Origin of the sequence: Pengzhenrongella sicca (assembly GCF_017569225.1) — a bacterium.
In the GTDB taxonomy this organism is placed as follows: Bacteria; Actinomycetota; Actinomycetes; order Actinomycetales; family Cellulomonadaceae; genus Pengzhenrongella; species Pengzhenrongella sicca.
The window spans coordinates 344,272-366,485 of record NZ_CP071868.1; the positions used below are offsets into that span (position 1 = coordinate 344,272).

Consider the following 22,214-nt stretch of genomic DNA (forward strand, 5'->3'; position numbering starts at 1 on the left):
GCCCTACCGTGAGCGAACGGTGGGGAGCGCCGGGAAAGGCGGGGAGCGATGACCGAGCCATCGGGCACCGCGCTCGCGCACGTCGGCGAGTTCGGGCCGTACGACGCTCTTGCCGACCGCGCGCACCGGCTGTACCTCGACGGGTATGCCGAGCGCGCCGTCCGCGCCTGCCGTGAGGGCCTCGTCGTCACTCGCGGCGGCGGTGACCTGCCAACCACGCGCTTCCTGCGGTATATCGAGGGCGTCGCGCTCCAGGGGGTCGGCCGGCACCGCGAGGCGGTCACGGTTGCGCTCGACCTGCTGCGCGACGTCGACGACGAGCCCGACCTCATGTGGCGCGCGAAGACGCTCGCGCTCCTGGCCCAGTCGTCCAACCGGGTCCAGGAGGTCAGCCGGGCGCTCGACGCGCTCGCCGAGGGGGCGTGGCTGGTCGCCCAGACCCGCCCGGGCCGCTACAGCCACGTCTCCGCGAGCATGGCCGTCGCGCACGCGCTCCGGGCCGTGTACCTGTTCGAGCAGTCGGACGACGTGCTGGCCGGCATCTGCACGGGCGAGGACCTCGACCTCGGTCTGCAGGTGGAGCACGAGCGGGCCCTCCTGAGCGCCCTGTGGGCAACGACCCTGCTGCTCGTCGGGGACGAGCCGGCCGCAGGCGCGCAGCTCGTGCGCTGCGCCGAGCGGTCGCTGCGGATGCGGCGCATCGCGCTGCTCGTCGGCGATGGCGAGATGGCCGCGCGCGCGGAGTCCATCGAGGCGTACGCGACGAGCCGGCTCGGCGCGACGCAGCTCGCGGTCGCCCGCGCCCGGGCGGCGAGCGGGCGGTTCCGGCGCCGGGACGAGCTCGTCGAGACCCACCTCGTGCGGCTCGTGCTGGGCGAGGCGTCGGCGCTCGCGGGTGACCTCGGCGAGGCCCGTCGGCAGTTCGACGCCGCGCAGTCCGCCTCGGCTCGGGTCGGCCGGGACATCTGGACGGCGGCGGCGGTCGAGGCGCTTGCGGGGGTCGAGGTCGCGGAGAACGGCAGCCACCCGGGGCTGGTGCTGTGGAGGAACCTGGCCCGGGCTGCGCTCGGGCGGGTGTGGGCCGAGCGCGAGAGTCGGTTCGCCGCGCTGCAGGTCCGCAACCAGGTGCGGGCGCTGACGCTCGAGACCGACCGGATGGGTCAAGTCGTGCTGCTCGACCCGCTCACGGGGCTCGGGAACCGTCGGATGCTGGCCGGCGTGGTCGAGCGGGCGGGCCCGCTCCTGTCGGCGGTGTTCGTGGACGTCGACGACTTCAAGCTGGTCAACGACCGCTTCTCCCATGAGGCCGGCGACGAGGTGCTCCGGCGCCTCGCCGTGATCCTGAGCTCGCACTGCCGCTCGGGCGACGTGCTGGTTCGCTACGGCGGGGACGAGTTCGTGATCCTGGTCTTCGCCGGGAGCGCCGCGGCCCAGGAGGTCGCGAGCCGGCTGCTCCACGCGGTCCGCTCGGCGCCGTGGTCGCAGGTCGCGCCCGGCCTTGCCGTCACGGTCTCCGTGGGGGTCGGCCAGCCGGCGACGGCGCGCGGCGCGATCGCCGCCGCCGACGCGGCGCTGTACGCCGCAAAGCGCGCTGGCCGGGACGGCATGGTGACCGTCTGAGCGGCCCCCTGTTCCCCTCGAGGGCGCACTAGGCTACGCTGACGCGTGAAGTTGCTGTGCATCGAACGTCTTGAACGCTTCTAGCTTCGGCTGTTGCGCTTTTTGTTCCTACCCCGGAGCGGACGACGAACACTGCGACGAGCGATCCCGACAGTCGGGGTCGACCGAACGCTCCTGGAGGAGATTTTATTATGGCTACTGGAACCGTGAAGTGGTTCAACGCTGAAAAGGGCTTCGGCTTCATCGCGCCCGACGACGGCGGCGCGGATGTCTTCGCCCACTACTCCGCGATCTCGAGCAGCGGCTACCGCTCGCTCGACGAGAACCAGAAGGTTGAGTTCGACGTCACCCAGGGCCCGAAGGGCCCGCAGGCCGAGAACATTCGCCCGCTCTGATTCGAACACACCTGAGTCTTCCGACCCGGCCGTCCGCGGCTGAGCCGACCTAAGGCTTGCACCACCACGAGTGCCCCGGCTTCGGCCGGGGCATTCGTGCGTCCGGGACCGTGCGTCCTGAGCGGTGTGCCCGGGCCTGTGTGCCCGATGCCCAACGGGCTCAGGGGCTCAGGGCACCTCGGTCACGTCGACCTCGTACGTGAACCCGTCGAGGATCTCGGCCGCGTGCTGATGAGCGGCGGCGGAGGCGACCGCGAGGTCAGGCGCCTCCCCGAGCACGACGAACGTCACCCCCCGTTCGGCGATCGCGTAGGAGTCCTGCGCGTGCAGGGCGTCGGCCATGCCGGCGCGCGCCTCGTCGTCGAGCACGTCGGAGACGGTGATCTGGGCAAGGTAGGCGGCCATAGTTCCCATTCTCCCGCCCCGGTGGCGCGTGTCCGGGCGCGGAGCGGTGCGTCCGTGCGGCTCGCAGCGTAGGTTCGGACCAGTGCAGAACAAAGGAGTCCTCCATGAGCGGGCCTGACGCCGCGGCTCCCACCGAGGCCTGCGCGCGGGCGGTGGTCGGACCGACCGGCGACGCGGAGCTGGTCGTGGACGGCATCGTGTACCGATTCTCGGCGTCGAACGCGGCCGAGGCCGACGGCGTCGTCACCGAATTCATGGCCACGAGGGCTGCCCACCAGGACCGCGTCCTCGACCTGCAGATCGAGGACCCGGACGGCGAGTGGAGGCTGACCATCTACCCGGACGGCACCGTGCAGGAGGGCGGCACCCCGATGCCGGAGCGCCGCGGCCGGCGCCGCCTCGCGGACGAGATCGACGACGTCGAGTTCGAGCCGCCGCAGCGCGGAGATCCCAGCCCGTTCTCGCCCGTGCGTAGCTCCGCGTTCGGCCGACCCGATCCGGCCGGCCCCGAGCCCGTGGTGACAGCAGCGGTCCCGACCGACCCGGTCCGGGTCGCCGCCGTCCCGCCCGAGCCGCCGCGAGCCGCCGCCGCCCCGACCGAGCAGGCGGTCGCGGCGTCGCCGGGGCAGGGCAGCCTACCGACGCTCGACGACCTCCTCGCGACGCGGCCGGAGCCGCCGGCGGGACCGGCCGCGCGCGGCTGGCAGGCCTCCGTGCGGCGACTGACCGGCGGCCTCATCGCGCCGACGCCCGGCCGGGCGGAGCTCCTGCACCGCGCGGCCGTCCACTCGGTGCAGCGCAGCCTCAACGGTCCGAAGACGATCGTCGTGCTCAACCCGAAGGGCGGCGCGCACAAGACGACCGCGACCCTGCTGATCGCCGCGAGCTTCGGGATCCACCGCGGCGGCTACACGCTCGCGTGGGACAACAACGAGACCCGCGGCACGCTCGGCTGGCGGTCGGCGCACGCCCGGCACGCCAACACCGCGGTCAACCTCCTGCAGGATCTCGACCGGTTCGCGCACCTGGGTTCGGCACGCGTCGGCGACCTGGACAACTACGTGCGGGCGCAAGGCTCGGCCCAGTTCGACGTGCTGGCCTCCGACGAGGACGCCGCCTCCGCCGCCTCGATCGACGGCGCCGCGTTCACCGCCCTGCATCGCACCCTCGCGCGGTTCTACCGGGTCATGGTGATCGACACCGGGAACAACATGCGCGCCTCGAACTGGCAGGCCGCCGTGGCGGCCGCCGACCAGCTGGTGATCGTCTCGACCATCCGCGAGGACACCGCCCAGTCGGCCGCGTGGGCGATCGACGCGCTGCGGGCCACCGGCCACGCCGACTCCGTGCGCCGCGCCGTGACCGTGCTCTCAGCGCCCTCGGCCGACGTCGATCCGAAGCTCAGGGCCCGCTTGCACACGCACTTCGGCCAGCTCACCCGCGCGGTGCTCGACGTGCCGCACGACCCGGCGCTCGTGCCCGGCGGCCCCCTGCGCGTCGACGCGCTGGCGCCGGCCACCCGAGAGGCCTGGTTGCACGTGAGCGCCGCGGTCGCCGAGGGCCTCTAGCCGCCGCCGACCAGTGCCGCACGTGGCGCCGGCGCCGGTCCCGGCGTCGGCGTAGGCAACCGCCAGCTGCCGGACGCCTGAACCTGACAGCCGCGCGAGTGACTCCTGGGGCTGCCGTGACCCACGAGACACCCCCTCCACCCCAGGAGTCACTCGGGTACCACGCGCGTCGCTGAGGTTCACTCCCGCGGTCGGCAGCACCACCCGTCCGCGCGGAACATGTGACCCGTGGGGCGCCGGAGGCCTCGGCGCGTGCCTCAACCGCCTCAGCAGTCCCACGCGCTCCATGCTCCGCGCGGACGGCAGCGTCTCCCGCGCCGACCGGCGAGAGTCGCCGTCGCACCCGTGCAAGAACCCGCACACACGCGACACAGAGCAGGTATAGGTGGCCGTACGACGTCGGGAACAATGGTGGCTGAACAGCCCGCGCTAGTAGCCGATGGACCAGTGGAGGCGCCCGTGCCGACTCGCGACGACGCGTGGTTCGAGGGCCTCTTCCGTGCGCACGCAACCGCGCTGTACCGGTACTTCGCGCGGCGCGGCCCGCTGGACGACGCCGAGGACCTCACGGCCGACGTGCTCGCGATCGCGTGGCGCCGCCGCGACGACGTGCCCGACGGCGCCGAGCTGCCGTGGCTCTACCGCACCGCGGGGTTCGTGCTCGCCAACCACCGCCGCAAGGGTCGTCCGGTGCCGGTCGCCGAGCTGCCCGACGACGTCGACGACGCGGACCCCGCCGACCTCGCGCTCGCCGACGACGAGGTCCGGCACGTGCTTGCCGCGCTCGGCGCGCGCGACCGCCGGATCCTGCTGCTCCACGCGTGGGAGGGGCTCGACGGTCAGCAGCTGGCGGCGGTGCTCGGGATCTCGCGCGGGGGAGCCGACGCGGCCCTCTCCCGCGCCCGGAGCCGGTTGCGGGCCGCCTGGGCGGAGCTCCCGAGCGCGTGAGCGCGCGAGCGCTCGAGCCCCCGGTGCAAGTCTGGCGGGCTCGGGCACATAGGCCGGGTAGACGCAGCAACCACCCCGACCGAACCCGCGACCTGCCCCGAGGAGCACCCGTGAACGACACGACCGGTCCAGAGCCCGAAGGGCCCGACGCCGCCTTCGACCGGCTGCGGGCCGCCGACCCGGCCGCCGGCCTCGCGGCGGACGTCGACGCCCTCGACGCCGCGGTCCGCCAGCGGATCGCGGCCGCGACCCACGACGCGACGGCCCCCGACGAGCTGTCCGTCGCGCGCGCGCGCCGCGGGCGCGCCGCCTGGCTGTCCGTCGCCGCCGTCGCCGCCGGCGCCCTCGTGTTCGGTTCCGCGGGCTACGCGCTCGGCAACGCGGGGGGTTCGGGCGATTCGACGACGGCCGGCGCCGTGATCACCCTCGGCCAGCAGGGGAGCGCCGAGCAGGGCGCGGCCTCCGACGCGGCGAACGCCGCTCCCGAGATGGCCACGAGCGACGTCGGCCGCAGCGCGCTGAGCTACCCGTCCGGGTACGGCAGCCGCACGACCTTCACCTCGACCGGACTCTCGGATGCGGCCGGTTCGGCGCAGGCCTGGGCCTACGACCCGGCCGCCGCGTTCAACGCCGCGACCGCCGAACGCGTCGCCGCGGCGCTCGGGCTCGCGGGCTCGGCGGCGCTCGTGGACGGGATGTGGTCGATCGGCCCGAACGACGGCACCGGCCCGTCGCTGCAGCTGCAGCCCGACGGGCTCGCGAGCGTGAACTTCTACGACCCGACCCGTGACCCGTACGCCTGCCAGGCCAGCGGGGCCGAGCCGGCCGAGGAGGGCGACGGGACCGACCCCGACAACGGCGCCGTTCCCCTGCCCGGGCCGCCGAAGGACTGCGCGACCGCCGAGGTCGGCGCCGCGCCGCAGGGCGACGCCGCGGTGGCCGCGGCCCGGGACCTCCTCGGCTCCCTCGGCGTGGACGCCGACGCGTTCGAGTACGAGACGCAGGACTCCGGCGTCGTCGGCGCGTCCTACGTCTCCGCCTACCAGGTGGTCGACGGCGAGCGGACCGGCGCGGCCTGGAGCGTCGGGTTCGCCGGCGACGGCATCCAGTCGCTGAACGGGCCGCTCGCGGCGGTCACCTCGCTCGGGTCCTACGACCTCGTGAGCGAGCAGGAGGCGGTGTCCCGCCTCAGCGACCCACGGTTCGGGGCGAGCTACAGCTACCCGATGATGTACGCCAGCGGCATCGCCGACGACGCCGCATCCTCGGTCCGTGAGTCCGCCGAGCTGGGCGCGACGACCGATCTGGGCACGTCGACGGAGGTCGCCCCGGCGCCCGAGCCGACCCTTCCGCCTGCGGTCGAGCCCGGCAGCGCCTTCGCCTGGCCGGTCACGGAGGTCACGCTCACCTCGGCCCGCCTCGGCCTGACGATGTACACGCTGCCCGACGGCGCGAGCGTGCTGCTGCCGGCCTACGTGCTCTCGAGCGCGGACGGCCAGAGCTGGTCGGTGGTCGCGGTCGCGGACTCCCAGCTCGACTTCACCCCGCAGGGCTGACGGCGCGAAAGATCGCCCACTGTTCGCTTTCCGCCGTCCGGCGGCGGGCGTTACGCTTGGCGAGACGACCCGACGTTCCCAGCCCCCTGCGGATGCGTCGGGTCGTCCTCTGTCTGCGCATCGTCCGGTCTGCTCGGCCGGCACCAGGACGCCGTGCCTACCAGGACGCCGTGCCTACCAAGGACGCGGTGCCTACCAAGGACGCGGTGCCTACCAAGGACGCGGTGCCTACCACGACGCCCTGCGGCGCCCCGGCGGCAGCTCGCGCCGCAGCGGCCCGGGACCGCGCGGGGAGATCACGTCCCACCACCGCTCGACGACCGTCCCGGCGAAGAATCCTGCGGCCACGGTCGTGAGCCCATCGGTCCACTCCGTCAGGAGCGCGTCAACGCAGGACTCGTCGCCCGCCCGGTCGCGCAGCTCCGCGAGCAGGGACGGCTGGTGGGTCTCGAGGTAGCCGCGGACGGCGAGCCGGACGTCGGCATCCGTCAGCGGCACGTCGCGGACGACCGCGGTCGTGGTCAGCTCGGTGGAGCTCAGGCCCTGGAAGGAGCGGGGCCACGGGCTGGTCGGCTCGTACTGGTCGCAGTCGGACGTCTGGGCAAGGAAGACGAGCTCGCCGTCGATGGCGGAGCAGGAGTCGGTCGATCGCCGGCCCTGGGTCTCGGTGGTCACGGTCAGTAGCAGCATCCCCGAATCCTCGCGCGAGCCACCCACACGCGAACCCCTCGCCCGCCGGTAGCGTGCAGCCATGCCGGACCGCGCACCGTTGCTCTTGCTGGACACCGCCTCGCTGTACTACCGGGCCTTCTTCGGGATCCCCGACAGCGTCCGCTCGCCCGACGGCCTGCCCGTCAACGCGGTTCGCGGGCTGCTCGACATGACCGCGAGCCTGCTGCTGAGCCGCCGGCCCGACCGGCTCGTGGCGTGCTGGGACGACGACTGGCGGCCGGCGTTCCGGGTCGCCGCGATCCCGTCGTACAAGGCGCACCGCCTCGCCCCCGGGACGACGGACGTCGAGGCGACCCCGGACCTGCTCAGCCCGCAGATCCCCGTCATCGTCGAGGTGCTCGCCGCGCTCGGGATCGCGCGCGTCGGCGCGGCGGGCTTCGAGGCCGACGACGTCATCGGCACCCTGGTCGCGCGCGAGGGCGCCGTGCCCGCCGCACGCCGGCAGCCCGTCGAGATCGTCACCGGCGACCGCGACCTGTTCCAGCTCGTGGACGACGCCACCGGCGTGCGCGTGCTGTACCCCTCGCGCGGGGTGTCCGACCTCGACGTCGTGGACCAGGCCCGGCTCCGGGACAAGTACGGCGTGCCGACGGGCCAGGCGTACGCCGACATGGCGGTGCTGCGCGGCGACCCGAGCGACGGCCTGCCCGGCGTGCGGGGGATCGGCGAGAAGACCGCCGTCGCCCTGCTCGCGCGGTACGGCGACCTCGCCGGGATCCTGGCCGCGCGCGACGCGCGCGATCCGGGCCTCACGGCGACGCAGCGCACGCGCCTGACCGAGGCCGCCGACTACCTGGCGGTCGCGCCCGGCGTCGTGCGGGTCGCGCCCGACGCCCCGCTCGCGCCGTTCGACGACGCCGTGCCGCGCACGCCCGCCGATCCGGACGCGCTGGTCGCGCTCGCCGAGCGCTGGGGGCTGGCCTCGAGCGTGACCAGGCTGGTCACGGCGATGTCCGGCGAGCGCTGACCCGCCCCGGCGAACGCCACCCGCTACGGGGTGGGGACCTGCTCGAGGACGAACACCGGGATCTCGCGCGCCGTCCGGCGCTGGTAGTCCGCGTACGGGGGGTACGCCGCGACCGCGCGCTCCCACCAGAGGCTCTTCTCCTCGCCCGTGACCTCGCGCGCGACCATGTCCCAGCGCTGCGGCCCGTCCTGCAGCTCCACGAGGGGGTTCGCGACGACGTTCGCGTACCAGACGGGGTTCTTCGCGGCCCCGCCGAGCGAGGCCACGACGGCGTAGGCCCCCTCGTGCTCGACCCGCATGAGGGCGGCCTTGCGCACCTTGCCGGACGTCGCGCCGAGCGTGGTGAGCACCACGACCGCTCGCCCGCCCAGCGTGGTGCCCCGCAGCCCGCCAGAGCTCTCGTACAGCGCGACCTGGTCGCGGGTCCGCTTCTCGCGGCTGGGCTCGTACGCTCCGATGAGTGGCATCCGACAAGTCTGCCCCCGCTCGGCCGACCCGGCAGGGCAGGGCAGAATGCACACCTGCCCGGGCATCCGGGCGCGAGACGAGGAGCGCCACGTGATCACGGTCAGCACCGACGGTTCATGCCTGCGCAACCCGGGCGGCGCGAGCGGCTGGGCGTGGGTCAACCACGACGGGACGACGGCGTCCGGCGGGCTGGCCTCGGGGACGAACCAGATCGCCGAGCTGATGGCGGTCCGCGCCGCGATCGAGGCGCACCCCGGCCCGGAGCCGCTCCAGATCGAGTCCGACTCGCAGTACGCGATCAAGTGCGCCTCGGTGTGGGTCCAGGGCTGGAAGCGCAAGGGCTGGCGCACCGCGAGCGGCTCGCCCGTGCAGAACCTCGCCGTCGTGCAGGGGATCGAGCGGGCCATCAGCGAGCGCACCGGGCCGGTCGCGTTCACGTGGGTGCGCGGGCACGTCGGCAACGAGTTCAACGAGCGTGCGGACGTGCTCGCCGGGCGGGCGGCGCGCGAGGCGCTCGCGGGCCGCGGCACGCCGGAGCGCGACGAGAAGGTGGCGGACCTGCTCTTCTGACCGCCGCGCCGAAGCAGACCGCGCTGCCACCCGGCGTCCCGCGTCAGTCGACCGACACGGCGTCAAGCACCCGCAGGCGCGCGGCCCGCACCGCGGGCCAGCCGGCCGCGAGCACCCCGGCCACGACGGCGAGGACGAGCGTCCAGCCGACCGTCGCCCACGGGATCACGAGCGTCGTGAGCCCGACGTCGGAGAAGACCGCGGGCATCGCCGCGGCGAGGGCGATCCCCACCGCGACGCCGACCACCGTGCCGAACAGTGCGGTCAGCACCGACTCGATCGTCACCGTCCCGGCCAGCTGCAGGCGTCCGAGCCCGACGGCTCGCATCAACCCGATCTCGCGGGTGCGCTCGATCACCGACAGCGCGAGCGTGTTGACGATGCCCAGGATCGCGATCACGACGGACAGCGCGAGCAGCGCGTAGAGGATGACCAGCACCTGGTCGACCTGCTCGGCGAGCACGCTCGCGAACTCGTCGTTGTCCAGCACCGCGACCACCACGAACGGCACGACCGCGCGCGTGAGGTCCGCCCGGAGTCCGGCGCGGTCGGTGCCGGCCGCGGCCGCGACGAACACCAGCGTGACCTGGCGCCCGGTGGCGGGCACGAGGCGCTCGAACAGCGGCTCGGGCAGCACGACGGGCGCGGGGATCGCGGGGGAGTCGATGATCGCCCCGACCGTCGCCGTCGTCGACCGCGTGGCGGACGTGAGCGCGAGCGACGTGCCGAGCTCCCACCCCGCGTCCTGCGCCGCGCCCCGTTGGACCGCGACCTCCCCGGCGGCCAGGCGTGTGAGCGAGCCCGCGGTCGTTTCGATCTCCATCGTCCGTCCGAACGCGCCGGGGTCGAGCCCGACGACGGTCGTGGGCGTCCGGTCGCCCGACCCCGCCGCCCCCGAACCCGCCGCCCCCGCGCGCGCGATCAGGACCGAGCCGAGCGTGACGGCGTCGGCCGCCGCGACGCCCGGGACGCCCGCGATGGCCGGCAGCGCGTCCGCGGGCAGCGCCCCGGTCGCCGAGCGGAGCACGAAGTCGGCCGTCGAGGTCTCGGCGACGATCGCGCGCGTGGAGCCCTGGGCCGACGCGGCGAGCACCCCGGACGCACCGACCAGCGCCATCCCGATCATCAGCGCGCCCGCGGTGGTGGCCGTGCGGCGGGGGTTGCGGGTCACGTTCTGTCGGGCGAACCGGCCGATGGGCCGGAACGCCAGCACGAAGCCGACGGCGAGCACGCCGAGCGCCGCGCGGGCGATCGCGGGTGCGAGCCCGAGCATCCCGAGCACCACCGCGGCCGCGCCCACGCCGAGCAGCGCGGGGGCGTCGACCCGAACGGCGCCGAGCGGGCCGGCCCCGATCAGCTCGGCGTCGAGGCCGGGCCGCGCCACCGCGACGGCCACCGCCGCGGCCCCGGCGACCGTCAGCAGGCCCCCGACGAGCGCCCGCACCCGCAGGCCGCGCTCGTCGCCCACGACGTCGTCGCGCATCGCCTGCACCGGCGGCGTGAGCGCGGCGCGCCGGGCCGGCAGCGCGCCCGCGCACAGGCTCACGAGCGTGCCGATGAGCAGCGAGAAGGCCACCGTTCGCGGGTCGAGCGGGATCCGGCCCGACAGCACCATGCCGAACCGGTCCAGCACCTCGCGCAGGCCGCTGACGAGCGCCAGCCCGGCAACGACCCCGAGCGCCGAGCCGACCAACCCGACGACGCCTGCCTGGACCACGATCGACGCGAACACCTGCAGGGGCGAGGCGCCGAGCGCGCGCAGCAGCGCGAGCTCGCGCATGCGCTGGCGGACCGACATCGCGAACGTGTTGGCGATGATGAACGCGCCGACGAACAGCGAGATGCCCGCGAACACGAGCAAGAACGTCGCGACGAAGCCGAGCGCGGCGTCGATGTCGGCGCGGACCTCGGCCCGCAGGAGGTCGCCGGTCACGGCCTCGGCCCGCGAGCCGACGACTGGGTCGAGGCGGTCGACCAGCGCCGCCGGCGTGACGTCGTCAGCCGCGTAGACCGCGATCGACTGGACCATCCCGTTCGCGGCGTAGGCGGCCGTCGCGGTGGGCACGTCGAGGAAAAGCACGGTGGCGCCCGCGAGCGGCGCGCCGAAGTCGACCCGCCCGACGACCGTGACCGTGCGGACCGCGCCGCCGATCACGGCCGTCGTGCGCTCGCCGAGGGCGAGGCCGGACTGGGCGAGCGTCTGCGCGGCGAGCGCGATCTCGTCCGAGCCCGCGGGCGCGCGGCCGGCGTCGACCCGCACGGTCGGGTCGTCCGGGTAGAGCGCCTGCGCGAAGCTGGGCGCCTGGCCCCGGGTCACCGCCGCCCCGTCGGCGCCGACGAGGACCGCGGGGCCGACGATGTCGGGCAGGGCGAGCTCGACCCCGGGCACGTCCGCGACGTCGTCGGCGAGGGCGATCGGGATGGCGTTGCGGGCGTCGCCGACCTGCCCGCCGGTCGCGGACGCGGAGCCTGCGGCCGCCGAACCGCGCACGTAGGCGTCCCCGGCCAGGGAGCTCTCGACGATGTCGTTGAACGTGGACGCGAGCATCGTGCGCAGCGAGAACGTCCCCGCGACGAACGCGACGCCGAGGGTCACCGCGAGCACCGAGAGCACGAACCGCACCGGGTGGCTGCGGATGGTGCGCAGCGCGACGCGGCGCATCAGCCGAGCTCGCGCAGCGCGTCGAGGATCGTGCCGGCCGTCGGCCGGGTGAGCTCGCCGACCAGGTGCCCGTCGGCGAGGAAGAGGACGCGGTGGGCGAACGACGCCGCGTTGGGGTCGTGCGTGACCATCACGACGCTCTGGCCGAGGTCGTCGACGGACGCCCGCAGGAACGTGAGGACCTCGCGGGCGGACCGGGAGTCCAGGTTGCCGGTCGGCTCGTCGGCGAACACGATCGCGGGCCTCGACACCAGGGCCCGTGCGCACGCGACCCGCTGCTGCTGCCCGCCGGATAGCTCGCTCGGGCGGTGGTGCAGGCGGTCCGCGAGCCCGACCGCCGCGATGACGGAGTCGAGGTGGGCCTGGTCGACGCGGCGGCGTGCGATGTCGAGCGGCAGGGTGATGTTCTCGACGGCGGTGAGCGTGGGCACCAGGTTGTAGGACTGGAACACGAACCCGAGCCGGGTCCGGCGCAGCCGGGTCAGCTGGCGCTCGCTCATCCGGGTGATCTCGGCGCCGTCGACGACGACGCTGCCGGACGTCGCCCGGTCGAGCCCGGCGAGGCAGTGCATGAGCGTCGACTTGCCCGAGCCGGACGGTCCCATGATGGCGGTGAGCTCGCCGCGCACGAGGTCGACGTCGATCCCGTCGAGCGCGCGCACCGCGGTCTCGCCCGCGCCGTAGGTCTTGACGAGCGTGCGTGCCGTCGCGATGGCCGGCGGGGCGGGTGCGGCGTGCCGAGGCATGGGGCGCTCCGGTGGGGTGGGCATGGGGGAGTCGTCGGCGGTCATCGCAGCGGGACGAAGCGGTAGGAGCCGTGCGGGGTCCGGGTGACGCCGTCGTCGCCGCGCTCGACGAGCCACAGCGTGCGCCGGACCGGGAGCACCATCCGCCCGCCGGCAGCGACCTGGTCGACGAGCTCGGGCGGCAGGCGGCGCGCGGCCGCCGAGACGAGGATCCGGTCGAAGCCGCGCGCGTCGGGCCGCCCGAGGCGGCGCGGGTCTGCGACCTCGAGCCGGGCCCACGGCATCGACCAGGCGGCGAGGTTGCGCGCGCCCTGCCGCGCGAGGCTGGGCTCGAGCTCCAGGCCCAGGACCGTCCCGGTCGGCCCGACGAGCCGGGCGAGCAGCGCCGTCGTCCAGCCAGAACCGGCGCCGACGTCGAGCACGCGCGCGCCGGCGGGGACCCGCAGCAGCCGGAGCATCGCGGCGACCGTCGAGGGCTGGGAGTTCGTCTGCCCGAGGCCGAGCGGCAGCGGGCGGTCCTCGGCAGCGAACGCGCGCTGCTCGGCGGGGAGGAAGGCGCGCCGGTCGAGGTCGGCCATCGCCGCGCGGATCTCGGCGGCGCGCTCGAGGTCCGTCATCCACCACCTCCGCAGCGCAGGCGTGACCTTCGCCAAGCCTAGGGGCGCGGGCGCCGCGTCGTCAGGCGAGCAGCTCGCGCACGTCGGCCGCGGTCAGCACCGAGCTGAACAGGTCGCCGTCGTCCAGCACCGCGTCGACGAGCGCCGCCTTGCGCGCCTTGAGTGCCATCACCTTCTCCTCGATCGTGTCGGCCGCGATCAGGCGATAGACGAGCACGTTGCGGTGCTGGCCGATCCGGTGCGAGCGGGAGATCGCCTGCTGCTCAGTCGCCGGGTTCCACCACGGGTCGAGCAGGAAGACGTAGTCGGCCTCGGTGAGGTTCAGGCCGGTGCCGCCCGCCTTGAGGCTGATGAGGAAGACCGGCGCGGTGCCGGTGCGGAACTCGTCGATGACGTCGGCGCGGCGCACCGTCGATCCGTCGAGGTAGGTGAAGGGCACCCCGGCGGCGGTGAGGCGGTCGGCGGCGAGCGCCAGGTAGGAGGTGAACTGGCTGAACACGAGGGCACGGTGGCCCTCCGCGACGACGTCCGTGAGCCGGTCGAGCAGCGCGTCGAGCTTGCTGGACGGCAGGCCCGCGTGCTCGGGGTCGATCAGCGACGCGTCGAGGGCGAGCATGCGCAGCAGGGTCAACGACCGGTAGACGATGAACCGCTGCCGGTCGAGGTCGTCGACGAGGCCGAGGATCTTGCGGCGCTCCCGCTGGAGGTAGAGGTCGTACAGCGCGCGGTGCCCCGGCGACAGCTCGACCGTGAGGGTCTGCTCCTGCTTCTCGGGCAGGTCGGCCGCGACGACCTCCTTGGTGCGGCGCAGCAGGAACGGCCGAATCCGCTGCCGGAGCCGGCCGAGCCGCACCGAGCGCAGGTGCGCGACGTCGGCGGGGGCGTCGCCGGCGCCCGGCCCGCTCGAGATGCCGGCGCGCACGCCCTCGATCGGCCGGACGTACTGATCGGCGAAGGTCCGGGCCGACGAGAGCAGCCCCGGCGTGACGATCGAGAACAGGGCGTGCAGGTCCGCGAGGGAGTTCTCCATCGGCGTGCCCGTCACGGCGAGGGTGAAGCCGACCTCCAGGTCCCGCGCGCACTCGTGCACGCGGGCCGACGGGTTCTTGACGTTCTGCGCCTCGTCGAGGATCAGCCCCGCCCAGCCAGTGCCGGTGGCGATCGCCTGGTACGCCTCGAAATCGAGCCGCAGCAGGGCGTAGCTGGTGACGACGACGTCGGCCCCCGCAGCCACCTCGGCCACGGACGTCGAGCTCGCGGCGTCGGTGGCGCTCAGCCGCCGCACGGTGAGGCCTGGGGTGAAGCGGGCGGCCTCGGTGACCCAGTTGGGGCCGACGGAGGTGGGGGCCACGACCAGGAACGGGCGCGCCGGCTCTCCGGGCGGCCGCTCCTGCGCCACGTGCTGGATGAGCGCGAGGCACTGGAGCGTCTTGCCGAGCCCCATGTCGTCGGCCAGGATCCCGCCCAGCTGGTGCCGCCACAGGAACGCGAGCCAGCCGAAGCCCTCGACCTGGTAGGGCCGCAGCTCGGCGCGCAGCCCGGTGGGCAGCGGCGTCGCTCGCGGCGCCGGGTCGCCCGCCTCGTCGAGCAGCGGTCGCCACTGCGGCGCCGGGACGGCCTCGTCCGCGAGCTCGGCGAGGTCGGCCCACAGGCTCGTCTGGTGCCGGCTGATCCGCGGCCCCGTCTGCCACTCGTCGAGCTCCGCCGCCTCGGCGATGAGCGCCGCCAGCGGCTCGAAGGCGGGGTGGGTGAGCGCGAGGTAGCTGCCGTCGATCAGCAGCAGCTTGCGCCGGCCCTTGACGAGCGCCCGGAAGAGCGGCACGAACGGGATCGTGCGCCCGTCGACCGTGACCGTCACGCCGAGATCGAACCAGTCGTTCTTCTCGGTCGGCTGGGCGGTCACCGTGAGCACCGGCGTGCCGCGGAGCTCGCGGTAGTCGGGCTGGGTGCCGACGGTGTCCACCCGCAGCCCGGGCCGGGCCGCGAGGCGGGGCAGCGTGACCGCCACGAACTCGGCGGCCTCGAGGTCGCGCAGAGTGACCGGTAAGGGCACAGTCACCGGCAACGGCAGGGTCACCGGCACGGGATGGTCCCCGGGGGTAGCGGGCCACCAAGAATCCGGCAGCGCGCCGGCGGGCACGACGTCGCGGGCGTCGGGCGTGGGCCCGGACCGGGCGTGCCCGTCCCAGCCCCAGGCGAGGTCGAGCGTGTGGCGAGGGGCGTGCCGGACGGTCAGCACGAGCGTCGGCGGCGCGGGCAGGGGCAGGGCCACCGTGCCGTCGGCGCTGCCGACGTCGAGCCCGGCCAGCAGGGCCGGCACGTGCTCGCGCACGAACTCGTCGGCCTGGTCCGCCGGCACGAGGACGCCCTCGCCCAGCGCGTCCGCGACGCTGCGGCCACCCCTGGCTCCGAGGAGCGTGAGCTGGTGGGCGCCCAGCGGCCGTGCGGTGGGCGCCAGCACGACCTGGCGCGGCCGCTCGAGGTCGACGACGTAGATCCCGTGGGCGCCGATCGGGTGGGCGTCGCGCACCTCGGTCGGCGTGCCGTCGACCGTCAGCCGGGCGCGCAGGCGGATGCCGTCCGCCGAGCGCGCGGCGTCGAGCCCCAGGTCGGCGCCGTCGGCGAAGCGCACTGTGGCGCCGGCGCCCGAGCCGACGAAGGCGATGCCCATCGACCGGGCCTGGGCGAGCAGGTCCCACAGCACCGGGTTGACGAACTCGTCGAGGTACACCCAGGCGAGGTCTCCGCCCGGCAGCGCGGGGCCTGCGGCCCGGTGCAGCGCGCCGAACTGGCAGAACCAGCGGTGCTGCTCGGCGTCCAGGCCGAGCCGGCCCCGCAGCTGCGCGATGTTGGTCCAGGTGACGTTGCTCCGGGTCCAGCCGCGCGCCGAGCGCAGGACGGGGCGCACGCCGAGCCGGTACACGCCGAGCCCCTCGGGTTGCTGGTCGGTGTCGACGGCGTCGGCGTCGGCCGTGGGCGTGCGCGCGGTGGTTCTGCCTCCGACGGCGCGGGAGGTGGGGCCGTTCCACCTGTCGCGGGTGTGCGGCGTCAGCTCGCGCAGCTCGAACTGCAGCCCGAGCGTGCGGGCCGGCGCACACTGCTGCGCGGTCCCGTGCGTGGAGTCGTGCGCCGCCGCATTCAGGGCCAGCCCGCCCAGCACCTGGCGCCACCGCTCCGCCTCGGCGTCGGCAACGTGTGCTGCGTCGGCGACGTGTGCTGCATGGGCGACGTGTGCTGCGCCGGCGGCTCGCGCCTCGCCGGGATGCGCCGCTCCCGCGGGCTCCTCGGTGGGCATCTGGCGATCCTGTCACACGGTGCCGACACGCCTACCCGCCGCCCGACTGCCTCGCTCGGCGCCGACTGACGTCCACCGGAACCGGTGAGGTAGTCCATCTCTGGCGAGGTAGTGCTTCCAGAGGGACTACTTCGGCGCGAATAGACGACCTCGGCGCTGCGAGGTGGGAGAGCTCAGCGCCGCGGGAGGATCAGGCCGACGGGGGTGGGTCGAGGTGGCGCTTGGGGCCCGGTCGGCCGGGCGCGCGGCGCTCCTCGATCCCGTCCAGGGTCGCGGCGCGCCAGACGGCGCCGCCGTTGAGCTTGCCGTCGGGAGCGGGCAGCCACGGCACCTTGCGGGACAGCCACACGCGGATCGTGGCGTGCTCGACGCCGAGCCGGTCGGCCAGCCGGCCGATGTCGTACAGGTCATCGAGTCCCTGCGACGGCCGGGCGTGCAGGTGCTGCCGGATCGGCTGCGGGGCTTCCACAGAAGGATCGTATCGGGTCACGTCGCGCTTGCGTGACGGATCCCTATGTCACGGATCGGTAACGAAGTCTGTTAACCTGTACCGCGTGAGTGACAGAATGCCGGCAACGCGGCGCGAGTCCCGCGGCCGGCATCGAGCTCCGGCCGCGCCCACGCGCGCCCGCAGCCAGCGCTCGATGCCCCGGCAGCTGCGCCCCGGTGCGATCACGAAAGCAGTGCTCACAGCGGGCCTCGTGCTCTCGCTCGGCGGCTACACGATCGCCGAGACCTCGACCCAGCACCAGAGCGTCGTCGCCGACGAGGCCGCCGCCGCGCAGGCGCAGCGAGCGCAGGACGAGATCGCCGCCGAGCGGGACCGCGCCGTCGAGTCCGCGCGCGACGCCGTCGCCGACGCGACCGCCGTGCAGACCGTCGCCGCCGGATCGGTGAGCGACGCCGAACTCGCGCCCCTGAGCGCCGCGGTCTCCGAGCTCACCACGCTGATCGACGCCGTTCCCGGCGCCCCGGCGGGCCTCGAGTCGACGAGCAGCGAGCCGGCCGCGACGACCGAGCCGGCGGACGCGAGCGGCTCGGTGGACCCGACCGACCTCTCCGGCGTCGAGAGTGCCTCGCGTCCGGTGACCCAGGGCCCCGTGGCCGCGCCGGACACCGAGGCCGCCGGCACCGCCGCGCAGCCCCACGACCTCGCGGGCGCGTTCGCGGCCAGCGACGAGGCGCGCGAGGTGGCCCGCGAGACCGCCCAGGCCCAGGTCGACGCCGCCGCCGCGGCCGACGCCGCTGCTGCCGCCGATACCGACGACCCGGCTGCCGTCGCCGACCCGTCCGCCGACGTCGTGGCCGACCCGGCCGCCGACGCCGTGGCCGACCCGGCCGCCGCCGACCCGGCCGCCGCCGACCCGGCCGCCGCCGACGCAGCCGCCGACCCCGGCGCGACCCCGACGGAGGTCGCGGCGGACGACGCCGCGCCCGACGACGAGGTCGCCGCCGGCATCCTGGCCGCGGCCGCCAAGCTGGCGGACCTGACCGCGCAGCTCAAGGCGACCTCCGACGCCAACGCGGTGGCCGCCGAGGTCGCCGCCGCGAGCGCCGCGCAGGCCGCGCAGGCCGCCGGCGTCGCCGCCGAGAAGGAGGCGCAGCGCGAGTCGCTCGCCGCTTACGCCAACGGCCGGATTCCCGCGGACGCGCTTTGCGCGCTGGACTTCGCCCCGTCCCACCAGCTGCGCTGCGACGCGGCCGAGGCCCTGGAGCTCCTGAACGCGAGCTATCGCGCCGACGTCGGCACCGACCTCACGGTCACGGACTCCTACCGCTCCTATGCGGCGCAGGTGTCGTGCGCCCGCACGAAGGGCCGGCTGTGCGCGACCCCGGGTACCTCGAACCACGGTCGCGGCGTCGCGGTCGACCTCGGCGGCGGCATCGAGAGCTTCGGGTCGTCCGAGCACGCCTGGATGGTCGCCCGCGCGGGCGAGTTCGGCTGGGTCCTGCCGGACTGGGCGAGCCAGAACGGCAGCAAGAGCGAGCCGTGGCACTGGGAGTTCACCGGCTGACCGTTCGCGATCCGCCCCGCGCTGCGGCGAGAGCGCGGCAGCCCTACGGTGGAGCGCGGCGACGATCGGCGTCGCCAGCACGATCGGAGGAGCGTCATGGCCGTCCGCACCGCACGCACCGCATGGAATGGCTCGCTGGCCGAGGGGTCCGGGCAGGTCGAGCTGAGCAGCTCGGGAGCGGGCACGTTCGACGTCTCGTTCCCGAAGAGGGCGGCGGAGAAGGCCGAGGGCACCACGAGCCCCGAGGAGCTCATCGCCGCGGCGCACTCGGCGTGCTACGCCATGCAGCTGTCCGCGATGATCGCCGAGGCGGGCGGGGTGCCGGTGGCGCTCCAGATCAGCGCCGATGTCACGCTCGGGCCGGACCCTGCCGGCGGCTTCCGGATCCCGTCCATCGCCCTCACGGTGCGCGGCGAGGTCGAGGGCCTCGACGCTGAGGGCTTCGTGGCGGCCGCGGAGCTCGCCAAGCAGACCTGCCCGGTGAGCAAGGCGCTCACGGGCACCACGATCACGCTGGACGCGGCGCTCGACTGACCGCTCGACCGACCATCGGGCCGCCCGGGCGGCCGCTCGCCGAACGGTTCGACGCGGGGGCGCCCGGCCGGTGCGAGAATTTCCCCCGTGCCGACCCCGACGACCGCCAGCCTCCCGGCCCGTTCCATCGCCTCGCGCGCCGAGCTGGTCCACGCGCTGCGCGCCGCGGTGCGCGGCGCCGTCGACGACTCGGCCCGCCGCCGCGCGGAGTACTCGACCGATGCGTCGAACTACCGCGTCGTCCCCGAGGTCGTCGTCTTTCCGCAGGACCCTGACGACGTCGTCGCGGCGCTCGCGGTCGCGCGCGCGGCCGGCGTCCCGATCACCACGCGGGGCGGCGGCACCTCGGTCGCGGGCAACGCCGTCGGCCCCGGGGTGATCCTCGACCTGTCCCGGCACGTCACCGCGATCGGGGCGATCGACCCCGAGGCCCGGACCGCGCGCGTGCAGCCCGGCGTCATCATGAGCGACCTGCAGCGCGCCGCCGCGCCGTACGGCCTGCGGTTCGGCCCGGATCCGTCGACGCAGGCCCGCGCGACCCTCGGCGGGATGATCGGCAACAACGCGTGCGGCCCGCGTGCCGTCGCCTACGGGCGCACGGCCGACAACGTGCTCGAGCTCGACGTCGTCGACGGCACCGGCCGCCGCTTCACCGCGGGAACCGGGCTCGCCGTCGTGCCCGGGCTCGGCTCGCTGGTCGCGGCGAACCTCGGCACCATCCGCACCGAGCTGGGCCGGTTCGGGCGCCAGGTGTCGGGCTACTCGCTCGAGCACCTGCTGCCCGAGCGGGGCGCCGACGTGGCGAAGGCGCTCGTCGGCACCGAGGGGACGGTCGTCACGATCCTCGGCGCGACCGTCCGGCTCGTGCCGGTGCCCACCGCGCCCGTGCTCGTCGTGCTCGGCTACCCGGACATGCCGGCGGCGGCCGACGTCGTCCCCGCGCTGCTCGCGCACCACCCGCTCGCGATCGAGGGCATGGACGCCCGGCTCGTCGACGTCGTGCGCCGCGTGCGGGGCGCGGCGGCCGTGCCGGAGCTGCCGGCCGGCGCCGGCTGGCTCATGGTCGAGGTGGGTGCCGACACGCTGGACGAGGCCCTCGCCCGCGCGCATGCGCTTGCCGCCGACGCCGGCACGGGTGCCGTGCGCATCTTCCCGCCCGGGGCGGCGGCCACCGCGATGTGGCGCATCCGCGAGGACGGCGCCGGCCTCGGCGGCCGGACGCCCGCCGGCGCGCAGGCCTGGCCCGGCTTCGAGGACTCGGCGGTGCCGCCCGAACGGCTCGGCGCCTACCTGCGCGAGCTCGAGGCCCTGATGGCCGCCCGCGGCGTCGACGGCCTCACCTACGGCCACTTCGGCGACGGGTGCATCCACCTGCGCCTCGACATCCCGCTCGCCGACCAGGCGACCGCGGGCCCGAACCTGCGCGGGTTCCTGCTCGACGCCGGGCGGCTCGTCGCGGCGCACGGGGGGTCGATGTCGGGCGAGCACGGCGACGGCCGCGCGCGCAGCGAGCTGCTGCCGCTGATGTACTCGCCCGCGGCGATCGATCTGTTCGCGCAGTTCAAGCACCTTCTGGACCCGGACGACCGGCTCAACCCGGGCGTCCTCGTGCGCCCGCGGCCCGTCGACGCCGACCTGCGGCGCCCGGCCGCGCTGCCGCTGGCGGCGACCACCGGCTTCGCCTTCGCGCACGACGGCGGCGACCTCACCACCGCGGTGCACCGCTGCGTCGGGGTCGGCAAGTGCCGCGCCGACAACACCGCGGCGGGCGGGTTCATGTGCCCGTCCTACCTCGCGACGCGCGACGAGAAGGACTCGACCCGCGGCCGGGCCCGCGTGCTGCAGGAGATGGCGAACGGCACGCTCGTGACCAAGGGCTGGGGCGCGCCCGAGGTCCGCGAGTCGCTCGACCTGTGCCTGAGCTGCAAGGCGTGCTCGAGCGACTGCCCGGCGGGCGTCGACATGGCGCAGTACAAGGCCGAGGTGCTGCACCGCACGTACCGCCGGCGCCTGCGCCCGATGAACCACTACGCGCTGGGCTGGCTGCCCCGCTGGGCCCGGCTCGCCGGCCTCGCGCCGCGCCTGCTCAACGCCGTGCTCGGGTTCCGGCCGATCGCGAAGCTCGTGCTCGCGGCCGGCGGCATGGACACGCGCCGGCAGATCCCCCAGTTCGCCGCCGTGCCGTTCCGGACCTGGTGGCGCCGCGCCGACGACGCCGTCGTCGACGCGACCGCCGCCGGCACCTCCGCCCGCACGCCGGTCGTGCTGTGGGTCGACTCGTTCAGCGACGCCATGGATCCCGGCGTGCCGCAGGCGGCGGTGCGCGTGCTGCGGGCCGCCGGGTACGAGGTGATCGTCCCGGACGAGCAGGCCTGCTGCGGGCTCACCTGGATCAGCACCGGCCAGCTCGAGGGTGCGCGACGGCGCCTGACGCACCTGCTCGGCGTGCTCGGGCCGTACGCCGTCAACGGCATCCCGATCGTGGGCCTCGAGCCGTCGTGCACCGCTGTGCTCCGCTCCGACCTGGCCGAGCTCGTGCCGGACGACCCGCGCGCGGTCGCCGTCGCCCGCGCGACGCGCACGCTCGCCGAGCTGCTGTCCGCGCCCGCCCCGATCGGGCCGGACCCGGCGTCGGGGTGGCGCGTGCCCGACCTGACGGGGGTCACGGCCGTCGTGCAGCCGCACTGCCACCAACACGCCGTGATGGGCTTCGACGCCGACCGGGCGCTGCTCGAGGCCGGGGGCGCGACGATCACGACGCTCGCGGGCTGCTGCGGGCTCGCGGGCAACTTCGGGATGGAGAAGGGGCACTACGAGGTGTCCGTCGCGGTCGCCGAGAACGCCCTGCTGCCCGCGCTGCGGGCCGCCGCGCCGGGCGACGTGTTCCTCGCGGACGGCTTCTCGTGCCGCACGCAGGCCGAACAGCTCGCGGGCGTCACGGGCCTGTCCCTGGCCGAGCTGCTGGCCACCCGGCTCCCGGCCGGCTCCGCCCCCGGCGCCTCGGCCGGCCCCCAGGAGCATCCGGAGCGGTAGGCGCCGCCCCGGCGCGCGGCGACTCGCCGAGGGTTGGGCGGCTTCGCGGGTAGAGGGCCCGGCATGGCAGAGTGGGCGCACCG

Annotated in this window: 18 protein-coding genes; 10 read left to right on the forward strand and 8 right to left on the reverse strand. The window is 75.1% G+C overall.

Translation table 11 applies throughout. The annotated features are described in order from the left end of the window. Window positions 1-48 precede the first annotated feature (48 nt). Window positions 49-1,620: a GGDEF domain-containing protein gene (locus J4E96_RS01570; RefSeq protein ID WP_227424059.1), complete on the forward strand. Its 1,572-nt coding sequence runs from the start codon at window positions 49-51 to the stop codon at window positions 1,618-1,620. Window positions 1,621-1,811: 191 nt separating this feature from the next. Then, the gene (locus J4E96_RS01575; RefSeq protein ID WP_130102167.1) at window positions 1,812-2,015 is read left to right on the forward strand and encodes a cold-shock protein; all 204 of its coding nucleotides are present in this window, start codon (window positions 1,812-1,814) and stop codon (window positions 2,013-2,015) included. A 168-nt stretch (window positions 2,016-2,183) separates the two neighbouring features. Here the strand turns inward: J4E96_RS01575 and J4E96_RS01580 are convergent, their stop codons facing one another. After that, window positions 2,184-2,420 (reverse strand): hypothetical protein, encoded by a 237-nt coding sequence (locus J4E96_RS01580; protein WP_227424060.1) that lies wholly within the window; start codon window positions 2,418-2,420, stop codon window positions 2,184-2,186. Between the two features lie 104 nt (window positions 2,421-2,524). Here J4E96_RS01580 and J4E96_RS01585 point away from each other — a divergent pair, with 104 nt between their 5' ends. From J4E96_RS01585 to J4E96_RS01595, 3 genes are all read left to right on the forward strand, one after another. Next, window positions 2,525-3,988: a MinD/ParA family ATP-binding protein gene (locus J4E96_RS01585; RefSeq protein ID WP_227424061.1), complete on the forward strand. Its 1,464-nt coding sequence runs from the start codon at window positions 2,525-2,527 to the stop codon at window positions 3,986-3,988. 408 nt (window positions 3,989-4,396) lie between these two features. Beyond that, a complete protein-coding gene (locus tag J4E96_RS01590) occupies window positions 4,397-4,936 on the forward strand; it encodes an RNA polymerase sigma factor (protein ID WP_227424062.1) in 540 nt (179 codons plus the stop codon). Between the two features lie 110 nt (window positions 4,937-5,046). After that, entirely contained in the window at window positions 5,047-6,492 is a 1,446-nt protein-coding gene (locus tag J4E96_RS01595) for a hypothetical protein (protein WP_227424063.1), read from the forward strand. Between the two features lie 228 nt (window positions 6,493-6,720). Here J4E96_RS01595 and J4E96_RS01600 read toward each other — a convergent pair whose 3' ends face one another. Then, window positions 6,721-7,182: a DUF7715 family protein gene (locus J4E96_RS01600; protein ID WP_227424064.1), complete on the reverse strand. Its 462-nt coding sequence runs from the start codon at window positions 7,180-7,182 to the stop codon at window positions 6,721-6,723. Window positions 7,183-7,243: 61 nt separating this feature from the next. On the opposite strand from J4E96_RS01600, the gene J4E96_RS01605 reads away from it, so the two are divergent. Beyond that, window positions 7,244-8,191, forward strand: a complete 948-nt coding sequence (locus J4E96_RS01605) for a 5'-3' exonuclease (RefSeq protein ID WP_227424065.1) — start codon at window positions 7,244-7,246, stop codon at window positions 8,189-8,191. Between the two features lie 23 nt (window positions 8,192-8,214). Here the strand turns inward: J4E96_RS01605 and J4E96_RS01610 are convergent, their stop codons facing one another. Further along, the gene (locus J4E96_RS01610; protein WP_227424066.1) at window positions 8,215-8,658 is read right to left on the reverse strand and encodes a nitroreductase family deazaflavin-dependent oxidoreductase; all 444 of its coding nucleotides are present in this window, start codon (window positions 8,656-8,658) and stop codon (window positions 8,215-8,217) included. A 91-nt stretch (window positions 8,659-8,749) separates the two neighbouring features. Here J4E96_RS01610 and J4E96_RS01615 point away from each other — a divergent pair, with 91 nt between their 5' ends. Further along, complete coding sequence (locus J4E96_RS01615) at window positions 8,750-9,229, forward strand: ribonuclease H family protein (protein WP_227424067.1); 480 nt, start codon at window positions 8,750-8,752, stop codon at window positions 9,227-9,229. Window positions 9,230-9,272: 43 nt separating this feature from the next. Here J4E96_RS01615 and J4E96_RS01620 read toward each other — a convergent pair whose 3' ends face one another. From J4E96_RS01620 to J4E96_RS01640, 5 genes are all read right to left on the reverse strand, one after another. After that, window positions 9,273-11,891, reverse strand: a complete 2,619-nt coding sequence (locus J4E96_RS01620; RefSeq protein WP_227424068.1) for an ABC transporter permease — start codon at window positions 11,889-11,891, stop codon at window positions 9,273-9,275. Further along, entirely contained in the window at window positions 11,891-12,637 is a 747-nt protein-coding gene (locus tag J4E96_RS01625) for an ABC transporter ATP-binding protein (RefSeq protein ID WP_227424069.1), read from the reverse strand. Before J4E96_RS01625 ends, J4E96_RS01620 begins: the two co-directional genes overlap by 1 nt. 41 nt (window positions 12,638-12,678) lie before the next feature. Beyond that, on the reverse strand, window positions 12,679-13,254 hold the full coding sequence (locus J4E96_RS01630) for a protein-L-isoaspartate O-methyltransferase family protein (RefSeq protein WP_227424070.1): 576 nt from the start codon (window positions 13,252-13,254) through the stop codon (window positions 12,679-12,681). A gap of 61 nt (window positions 13,255-13,315) precedes the next feature. Continuing rightward, entirely contained in the window at window positions 13,316-16,549 is a 3,234-nt protein-coding gene (locus J4E96_RS01635) for a DEAD/DEAH box helicase (protein WP_227424071.1), read from the reverse strand. A gap of 190 nt (window positions 16,550-16,739) precedes the next feature. Then, window positions 16,740-17,018, reverse strand: coding sequence for a hypothetical protein (locus tag J4E96_RS01640; protein WP_227424072.1), 279 nt, complete (start codon window positions 17,016-17,018; stop codon window positions 16,740-16,742). A gap of 85 nt (window positions 17,019-17,103) precedes the next feature. On the opposite strand from J4E96_RS01640, the gene J4E96_RS01645 reads away from it, so the two are divergent. From J4E96_RS01645 to J4E96_RS01655, 3 genes are all read left to right on the forward strand, one after another. Beyond that, window positions 17,104-18,564: a M15 family metallopeptidase gene (locus tag J4E96_RS01645; protein ID WP_227424073.1), complete on the forward strand. Its 1,461-nt coding sequence runs from the start codon at window positions 17,104-17,106 to the stop codon at window positions 18,562-18,564. A 96-nt stretch (window positions 18,565-18,660) separates the two neighbouring features. Further along, window positions 18,661-19,098 (forward strand): OsmC family peroxiredoxin, encoded by a 438-nt coding sequence (locus J4E96_RS01650; protein ID WP_227424074.1) that lies wholly within the window; start codon window positions 18,661-18,663, stop codon window positions 19,096-19,098. Between the two features lie 87 nt (window positions 19,099-19,185). Next, the gene (locus J4E96_RS01655) at window positions 19,186-22,131 is read left to right on the forward strand and encodes an FAD-binding and (Fe-S)-binding domain-containing protein (RefSeq protein WP_227424075.1); all 2,946 of its coding nucleotides are present in this window, start codon (window positions 19,186-19,188) and stop codon (window positions 22,129-22,131) included. The last annotated feature ends 83 nt before the right edge of the window (window positions 22,132-22,214 follow it).

Bases quoted from the DNA above. Each gene is read 5' to 3' on its own strand.
- J4E96_RS01605 (WP_227424065.1), top strand. From the start codon at position 7,244: ATGCCGGACCGCGCACCGTTGCTCTTGCTGGACACCGCCTCGCTGTAC.
- J4E96_RS01610 (WP_227424066.1), bottom strand. From the start codon at position 8,658: ATGCCACTCATCGGAGCGTACGAGCCCAGCCGCGAGAAGCGGACCCGC.
- J4E96_RS01590 (WP_227424062.1), top strand. From the start codon at position 4,397: ATGGTGGCTGAACAGCCCGCGCTAGTAGCCGATGGACCAGTGGAGGCG.
- J4E96_RS01585 (WP_227424061.1), top strand. From the start codon at position 2,525: ATGAGCGGGCCTGACGCCGCGGCTCCCACCGAGGCCTGCGCGCGGGCG.
- J4E96_RS01650 (WP_227424074.1), top strand. From the start codon at position 18,661: ATGGCCGTCCGCACCGCACGCACCGCATGGAATGGCTCGCTGGCCGAG.
- J4E96_RS01580 (WP_227424060.1), bottom strand. From the start codon at position 2,420: ATGGCCGCCTACCTTGCCCAGATCACCGTCTCCGACGTGCTCGACGAC.
- J4E96_RS01630 (WP_227424070.1), bottom strand. From the start codon at position 13,254: ATGACGGACCTCGAGCGCGCCGCCGAGATCCGCGCGGCGATGGCCGAC.
- J4E96_RS01600 (WP_227424064.1), bottom strand. From the start codon at position 7,182: ATGCTGCTACTGACCGTGACCACCGAGACCCAGGGCCGGCGATCGACC.
- J4E96_RS01620 (WP_227424068.1), bottom strand. From the start codon at position 11,891: ATGCGCCGCGTCGCGCTGCGCACCATCCGCAGCCACCCGGTGCGGTTC.
- J4E96_RS01635 (WP_227424071.1), bottom strand. From the start codon at position 16,549: ATGCCCACCGAGGAGCCCGCGGGAGCGGCGCATCCCGGCGAGGCGCGA.
- J4E96_RS01570 (WP_227424059.1), top strand. From the start codon at position 49: ATGACCGAGCCATCGGGCACCGCGCTCGCGCACGTCGGCGAGTTCGGG.
- J4E96_RS01575 (WP_130102167.1), top strand. From the start codon at position 1,812: ATGGCTACTGGAACCGTGAAGTGGTTCAACGCTGAAAAGGGCTTCGGC.
- J4E96_RS01625 (WP_227424069.1), bottom strand. From the start codon at position 12,637: ATGCCTCGGCACGCCGCACCCGCCCCGCCGGCCATCGCGACGGCACGC.